The organism is Candidatus Frankia alpina, from assembly GCF_902806485.1.
GTDB classification, from domain to species: domain Bacteria; phylum Actinomycetota; class Actinomycetes; order Frankiales; family Frankiaceae; genus Frankia; species Frankia alpina.
This window is the reverse complement of the sequence record NZ_CADCWT010000241.1, coordinates 1-6,800: the sequence shown is the minus strand read 5'-3', so window position 1 is coordinate 6,800 and position 6,800 is coordinate 1. Positions and strand designations below refer to the sequence as shown.

Sequence of the window (6,800 nt, the reverse complement as noted above, 5' to 3'; positions counted from 1 at the left end):
AGGCGAGGATCTGCTCGTCGCTGAGCGTGTCCAGCAGCCGGCTGATGCCGGCGCCGGCGGTGCCCGGCCCGGCCAGGCGGCGGCGCAGGTCCGTCCCGCGGGTGTGCAGCAGGTCCTGGAACTCGGCCGGGGTGAGCAGGTCGAGCCGTGACCGCAGCGCGTGGCCGCCGGGCGCCCGGAACAACGCCTCGAGCCGACGGCCGTAGCGCACGGTCAGGACCTGCCAGCCCGCCGCCTCGAACAGCCGCGACGCGCGGGCCGGTCCGCCGATCCCACCGGGGCCGCCGGTGGCGGCGGGCACGCCGGACCCGGTCACCATCACCACCCAGAGCAGCTCGCTGAGATGCGCGGCCCGCTCGTCGGCGATCGTCTCCCAGACGGCCGGGTCGCGCAGTTCGGCGTAGTCGATCAGGCAGATCTGGCGTCCCCGCGGGGTGCGGTCGAAGCGTTCGCCGGCGTACCGGCGGGCCAGCGCCGCCCATACCGTCCCGCTCGGTCCGACGCTGCCGGCGCCCAGCACGCGCAGGGGTCGGGCGTCCGCCGGGGATGGCGCGGTGTCGGGTCGCGGCCCGCCGGTCGCTGGTCTGCCGGTCGGCTGGCCGCCCGCCGCCGGTCCACCGGCCGGGTCGTCGGCCACCCGCGCGTCCTCGAGCACCTGATGGACGGCATGGACCAGCGCGCCGGCCCGGGGCGTCACGCTGACCCGATCCTCGGCGCGCAGCGAGTCGAACCACAGGACGGTGGCGATGCTCGAGGCTGCGGCCACCCCCGCCCGTTCGCCCCGGGCGGCAGCCGGGGAACGCCGCCCGCCGCGCACGCCGACCTCGATGGCCGCGGCGCGCAACCGACTCTCCACCGCGGCCAGGGCAGCGAGGTCGAGCACGCCACCGGGCGGCCCCGGCGTGACCGGTTCCGGCACGCTGCCGACGATCACGCCTGATCCGTGGGGCGCGGTCGGGGCCGCGACGGTCATCACCGCAGCTGGTCCGGCCGGTACCTCGGCCTCGGCGGGCCAGGGGCTGCGGGCGGCGCCTGGCGACGTCATCATGGAGTCCTCGTCTCGATCTCGATGGATGTCCGGGCCGGCTGAGCCCATGGTCAGTTCCCCCCGACCCGCGTGTCCCCGCAGGGCGTCCGCCGGTCTGATTTCCGGCCTGCGTATGACCGGCCTTCGTCCCACGGCACCGACCTCCCCATGTCCGGACGTGCGGTGCGGGCCGGAGGTTGTGCCGCCGGCCGGATCGGCGACCCATGCCCGTTACGCGCAGCAGGACCGCGTCCGGCGTCCCGTTTGTTGATGTCGCACCATTTCAACATCCGTGGGCGGATACGGTCCCGCGGGCCGGACTCCACCGCGCCCCCGTCGCCGGTGCGCACCTGACCGCCGACGCACCGGCGTCGGCGGTCAGGACGCCACGGGTCAGCCCGTCGTGGTGCTGGTCGTCCCGTCGGGGTCGCCGGCGGCGAGCAGGTGGTCGAGGCGGGTGCGCAGGGCCGGTTCGTCCACGGGAGGCGTCGTGATCTCCACGGTCTTGACCCGGCTCGTGGCACCGCGGACGAGCAGGACCTGCGTGCGGCGCAGGCCGAGAGCTCCGGCCAGCGCGCGCAGGGCGGCCTCGGTCGCCCGGCCGTCGATGGCCCGTTCGGTGACGCGGACGGTCAGCATCGCCCCCGCCCGCGGGTCCGTCCAGCGCCCGCCCACGGCGGCCCGCCCGGCGCCCGGTTGTACCCGGATCGTCACCCGCATGACTGCAATCTTGCCGCACCGCCGCACCGCCGCACCGCCGCACCGCCGGGAGCTCGTGTCGCGGCATCGATACCACCAAGGGGTGACGGCGGGCGGGGTGGATTCCCGCGCTGCTCCGGGATGTGTAGGCGTCGTCGGGACGGGTGCGGTGCCGGGACGGGTGGGTGTCTACGGCCGGGACGGTCCGGAGACGGTGCATCGGCCGGCTACTATCCGGGCCATGGTCGAAAACGAGTGTCGGGTGGCTCTGGTGACGGGTGGTAATCGCGGCATCGGCGCCGCCTGTGCGGTCGCGCTCGCCGCCGCGGGGGAGCGGGTCGCGGTCGCCAGCCGCGGTGGCTCCGCCCCCGAAGGCATGCTGGGCGTCCGGATGGACGTCGCCAACACCGAGAGCGTCGACAAGGCGTTCGCCGAGGTCGAGGCCGCGCTCGGCCCCGTCGAGATCGTCGTGTCGAACGCGGGCATCGTGCGGGACACGCTGCTGGCCACCATGAGCGAGGACGCCTTCCAGGAGGTCGTCGACACGAACCTGCTCGGCGCCTACCGGGTGGCCAAGCGGGCGGCGCGGCCGATGATGCGGATGCGCCGCGGGCGGCTCATCTTTGTCTCCTCCGTCGTGGCCTCCACCGGTGGGCCCGGGCAGTCCAACTACGCCGCCTCCAAGGCCGGCCTGATCGGCTTCGCCCGCTCCCTCGCCCGGGAGCTGGCGCCGCGCAACATCACCGCCAACGTGGTCGCTCCCGGCCCGATCCGCACGGACATGACCGAGGCCCTGACCGAGGCCCAGCGGGCGGCCCTCACCGCCCAGGTGCCCGGCGGGCGGATGGGCGAGCCGGCGGATGTGGCCGCTCTTGTCGCCTTCCTGGCCTCGCCGCAGGCCGGGTACATCAGCGGCGCACTGATCCCCGTCGACGGCGGTCTGAGCATGGGGCACTGACAGGGCCGCATCCCGTCCGGCACGCGCGGGACGTTCCGGCGGGCACGGGTCCGTGGTCGGGTGGGCGACGTCGCCGGCGGATATCGTGGGCGGCGGAGCCTTGCCGCGCGCCGTCGAGCCGCTGCCGTGCGCGGTGGCCGGCGTCGCCCGGCGGCGGTCCGGGCGCACCGCCCTCATCCTCTGAGGGGCGGCGTCCTTGAATGGCGGCGCCAAGGCCGCCGCAGCCACGAAGGGGTGGGTCCGATGAGCGTGATCCGGGTGGAACCGCGCGGTGGCCGTGACTTCGACGTGGAGGTCGCGGAGGAGACCTCGCCCGGCGTGCCCGGGCTCTCCTTCTCCTTCCGGGTCACCGTCGACGATGCGGTGCTCGCCGTGAGCGGGACGGCCGCCGGTGACGAGGCCGGGATGATCGCTCTGGTCCACGTGTCGTTCGAGTACCTGCTCGCCCGGGAGCCGGCGGGGGTGATCCTGCCGGCGTTCGAGCTGTCGACCATCGGTCGCTACTTCCCGACCTATCCGGCCGACATCGCCGACCGCGTGCCGCGATGACCGGGACGCCGGCCGCCGCCGTGGAGGTCGACGCGCTGCTGCTGGTCTCCTTCGGCGGGCCCGAAGGCCCGGACGACGTGCTGCCGTTTCTGCGCAACGTGACGGCCGGCCGGGATATCCCGCAGTCGCGGTTGGAGGTCGTCGCCGAGCAGTATCGGATGTTCGGGGGGCGCAGCCCGCTTAACGACCAGAATCGCCGGCTGGCCGAGGTCCTGCGCGCGGAGCTACCCGGGTTGCCCGTCTACTGGGGCAACCGTAACTGGGCGCCCTATCTGACCGACACGGTCGCCGAGATGGCCGCCGCCGGCGTCCGCCGGGCGGCCTGCTTCGTCACCTCGGCGTTCTCGTCGTATTCGGGCTGCCGCCAGTACCGGGAGAATCTGGCCGCGGCACTCGCCGCGCTCCCGCCGGGAGCCGCCGCCCCGGAGCTGGTCAAGCTGCGGCTGTTCTTCGACCATCCCGGCTTCGTGGCGCCGATGGTGGACCGGTGCGTCACCGCGCTGTCCGAGCTGCCGGAGAAGGCGCGTGCCGACGCGCACCTGCTATTTACCGCGCATTCCCTGCCGCTGTCGCAGGCGCGGTCCAGCGGCCCCCACGGGGACGCCTACCCGCGCCAGCTGCGTGCCGTGGCGAAGATGATCGCCGACGGGGTACAGGGGCTCACCGGGGTTCGCCATCGCGTCGAGTTGGCCTACTGCAGCCGCAGCGGGCCGCCGGCCGTGCCCTGGCTGGAGCCGGACGTGGGCGATCGGCTGGCCGAGCTCGCCGCCGCCGGGGCGATGGGTGCCGTCGTCGTGCCGCTCGGCTTCGTCAGCGATCACATGGAGGTCGCCTACGACCTCGACGTTCTCGCCGCCCAGCGGACGGGGCAGGTCGGGCTGCCGATGGCGCGCGCGGGCACGGTGGGCACCGATCCCCGGTTCGTCGCGATGGTGCGGGAACTCGTCGAGGAGATCCGGCATCCGGACCTGCCCCGCCGGGCGCTGACCGAGCTCGGACCGTGGCCCGAGCAGTGCGCCGCGCACTGCTGCCAGCCGCCGCAACAGCCACCTCGCGCAATTCAGAATGCCGCAGAAGGTGGACGGTGTAGGGATGCGGCGATACTGATGGGGAACAAGGTAACCGGAACCGGACGACGAGGCGAACGAAGGTAACGGAGCGATCGGAGCTATGCAGCGTTACGTGTTCCGCTCCCCGGAGCGGTTCGTGGTGGGCACGGTGGGCCAGCCCGGTGACAGGGTCTTTTTCCTCCAGGCCGCAGGCCGGGGGCAGGTGGTGACGGTGGGTCTGGAAAAGACCGAGGTCACAGCGCTCGCCGAGGGGCTGAACACGCTACTCGGACAGGTCGGCCAGACACAGGGGATCGCGCTTCCCGCCGCCACGGACGTCGAGATTGACCTGGCCCCGCTGGACGCGCCGTTCCAGGAGGACTTCCACCTGGGGCAGCTCACCGTCTCCTGGGACGGCCATCGGGTGTTCGTCGAGGCGGCCGGACTCTCCCCCGGGGAGATCCGGCTGCCCGAGAGCGAGGACGAGCTCGACTCGCTACGGGTCGGCCTGTCGATCCGGCAGGCCCGGGCCTTCATCGAGCGGGCCCGCACGATCGTCGCCGCCGGCCGCCCGCCGTGCGTCCTGTGCGGTCGCCCCGACGATCCCGCCGGCCACTTCTGCCCCCGACTGAACTGACCGGCCCGCCGCACACCCGAAGCCGGCTCATCCCGAAGCCGGCTCAGTGCGGCGGCGGCACCGTGGCGCAGGACGGGTCGAACGCGTCGTAGGCGGCCTCGTAGGCCCGCCGCACCGCCGCGGACAGGCCGCGCAGGGCCGCCGACCGCCGCGCGATCTCGCTGGCCGTCACCGCGGCGCCGTCGTCGCGGGCCGCCAGGTCCAGCAGGGTCGACAGCCGTTCCGCCCGCGCGAGCAGGGCATGTGCGGCCGACGGGTGCCCCGGGCCCAGCCCCGGCCCCGGTTCCTCCTCGCCGCGGTCGCGTAGCAGGGCGAGCACCTCGGGGCGGGCGCTGGCGATGTCGAGGTGCACGAGGGCGGCCGTGGTCGTGCGGATCGCGTCGCTGAGCTCGTGCTCGGCGGCGCGCAGTCCGGCGCCGGACTGCGGCACGCTGGCCGCCGGCAGCACCCGCCAGTGCACGGACTCCAGCCGGCCCTCCAGCGCCGGGCCGTGGACGACGACGCTGGGGACGAGCAGCAGCGGCGGAACCGGCCCGATGACGATGATGGCCTCACCCGCGGTGATCGCGTCGCGGTTCACCTCCGGCGGGCCGGGCAGGCCGGTGGTGTCACCCGGGGCGGGCAGGACGAGGCGCAGCCGCTGCGCGCCGGCGGTGCGAAGGGCACCCAGACCGAGGGCGAGCAGCTCGTCACCGAGGGTGTGGGGCGCCGCCTCGCCATCGAGTGCGCGGTGCACCTGCGTGATGACGTCGTCCAGTCCGACGAGCCCGGCAAGCCATGCGTTGCCCCAGCCGGTGAGGACGCCGGACCGGGGCGAGGCTGACAGGGCGGGAAGCACATTGCCTACCGTAGGCAATCCAGGGGCTCTCCGGCGCGCCGAGGGTGGGTCACGAGTCGATTTTCCGTGTGATAGGCATGCCGATCACCGCCGACCAGGCACCGCCCGGCGAGCCAGGGCAGGCCGACGCTGAGCAGCCAGTAGGAGTATCGGAGCGTGCCTGGGGCCGTGACTGCTGCGTCCGGGCCGCCCGCATCAACCGGCCCGGACGGCGCGCCGACAAGTGGTATCTCGGCCTGGGCGAGCCGATGGGCGAACGCCCGCGCGATCAGCCGGTGCCCGTGTGGCCCCGGATGGACCCGGTCGACGTCGAAGCTCGACCGGTGGCGCACGGCCGGATGACGGTCGAGGTCGACGACAAGCACCCCGGGATCGGCTCGGGCGGCGGCGCGTACGGCGGCGTTGAGTAGCCCGACCCGATCCGCGAGGACGCGGGTCACCGGCGCCGGCAGCGGCAGCAGCCGGCCGGGATCGGGCAGGGTCGCGGTGAGCACGACCGTCCCGCCGGCGCGCAGCCGGCTCACCGTCCAGATCAGGTCCTGACGCAGGCGCAGCGGATCGAACGTCGCTTTGAGTACGTCGTTCATGCCCGCGACGACGGTGGCAACCTGCGGATCCAGGGTGAGCGCGACCGGCAACTGGCGGGTCCGCACATCGTGGGCGGCCGCGCCGGTGGTGGCCAGGTTGGTGTAATGCACGGTGCCGGGCGGGCCGAGGCGTTCGGCGAGCCGGGCGGCGAAGCCACGGCCGTGGATGGCGGTGCGGTGGTGCTCACGCCCCATCGTGACGCCGTCCCCCAACCCGACGGTGATGCTGTCGCCCAGTGCGACGAAACGCGCCCCCGGCGGGGGACACCGCCCCAACCGGGCCGCGGCCATCGGTGGCCCCGCCTTCAGGCGGCCATCGGCGGCGCCGGTGGAACCGGCGTCGGCACGGCGACCGCGCCAGGGCCGACGGCCGGCTCGGATCGTTGGGCTGGTGGGGCTGGTTGGGCTGGTTGGGCCGAGCCGGCCGTCGGTGACGCGGCATGGCAGGTGAGGAAG

At 74.2% G+C, this 6,800-nt stretch carries 8 protein-coding genes; 4 read left to right on the top strand and 4 right to left on the bottom strand.

The window, feature by feature from the left end:
• The coding region (locus G6R25_RS19645) for a thiamine pyrophosphate-dependent enzyme (RefSeq protein WP_473246919.1) at window positions 1-1,045 on the bottom strand (1,045 nt) is incomplete at its 3' end.
• Between the two features lie 375 nt (window positions 1,046-1,420).
• Entirely contained in the window at window positions 1,421-1,747 is a 327-nt protein-coding gene (locus tag G6R25_RS19640) for a DUF167 domain-containing protein (protein ID WP_136446365.1), read from the bottom strand.
• A gap of 220 nt (window positions 1,748-1,967) precedes the next feature.
• Here G6R25_RS19640 and fabG point away from each other — a divergent pair, with 220 nt between their 5' ends.
• The 4 genes from fabG to G6R25_RS19620 all read left to right on the top strand — a co-directional run bounded on the left by fabG (window position 1,968) and on the right by G6R25_RS19620 (window position 4,919).
• Window positions 1,968-2,684: a 3-oxoacyl-ACP reductase FabG gene (fabG, locus tag G6R25_RS19635; protein ID WP_163554130.1), complete on the top strand. Its 717-nt coding sequence runs from the start codon at window positions 1,968-1,970 to the stop codon at window positions 2,682-2,684.
• Between the two features lie 243 nt (window positions 2,685-2,927).
• Complete coding sequence (locus G6R25_RS19630; protein ID WP_163554128.1) at window positions 2,928-3,233, top strand: hypothetical protein; 306 nt, start codon at window positions 2,928-2,930, stop codon at window positions 3,231-3,233.
• Window positions 3,230-4,387, top strand: a complete 1,158-nt coding sequence (locus tag G6R25_RS19625; RefSeq protein ID WP_163554127.1) for a ferrochelatase — start codon at window positions 3,230-3,232, stop codon at window positions 4,385-4,387. The genes G6R25_RS19630 and G6R25_RS19625 overlap by 4 nt, the downstream gene beginning before the upstream one ends.
• Window positions 4,388-4,403: 16 nt before the next feature.
• A complete protein-coding gene (locus G6R25_RS19620; protein WP_136446361.1) occupies window positions 4,404-4,919 on the top strand; it encodes a DUF3090 domain-containing protein in 516 nt (171 codons plus the stop codon).
• 43 nt (window positions 4,920-4,962) lie between these two features.
• Here G6R25_RS19620 and G6R25_RS19615 read toward each other — a convergent pair whose 3' ends face one another.
• Together G6R25_RS19615 and G6R25_RS19610 are read right to left on the bottom strand one after the other, a co-directional pair.
• Window positions 4,963-5,757: a hypothetical protein gene (locus G6R25_RS19615; RefSeq protein WP_205447269.1), complete on the bottom strand. Its 795-nt coding sequence runs from the start codon at window positions 5,755-5,757 to the stop codon at window positions 4,963-4,965.
• Between the two features lie 5 nt (window positions 5,758-5,762).
• Window positions 5,763-6,635, bottom strand: a complete 873-nt coding sequence (locus tag G6R25_RS19610) for an SGNH/GDSL hydrolase family protein (RefSeq protein ID WP_163554126.1) — start codon at window positions 6,633-6,635, stop codon at window positions 5,763-5,765.
• Between the last annotated feature and the right edge of the window lie 165 nt (window positions 6,636-6,800).

Bases quoted from the DNA above. Each gene is read 5' to 3' on its own strand.
- G6R25_RS19640 (WP_136446365.1), bottom strand. From the start codon at position 1,747: ATGCGGGTGACGATCCGGGTACAACCGGGCGCCGGGCGGGCCGCCGTG.
- fabG (WP_163554130.1), top strand. From the start codon at position 1,968: ATGGTCGAAAACGAGTGTCGGGTGGCTCTGGTGACGGGTGGTAATCGC.
- G6R25_RS19630 (WP_163554128.1), top strand. From the start codon at position 2,928: ATGAGCGTGATCCGGGTGGAACCGCGCGGTGGCCGTGACTTCGACGTG.
- G6R25_RS19625 (WP_163554127.1), top strand. From the start codon at position 3,230: ATGACCGGGACGCCGGCCGCCGCCGTGGAGGTCGACGCGCTGCTGCTG.
- G6R25_RS19620 (WP_136446361.1), top strand. From the start codon at position 4,404: ATGCAGCGTTACGTGTTCCGCTCCCCGGAGCGGTTCGTGGTGGGCACG.
- G6R25_RS19610 (WP_163554126.1), bottom strand. From the start codon at position 6,635: ATGGCCGCGGCCCGGTTGGGGCGGTGTCCCCCGCCGGGGGCGCGTTTC.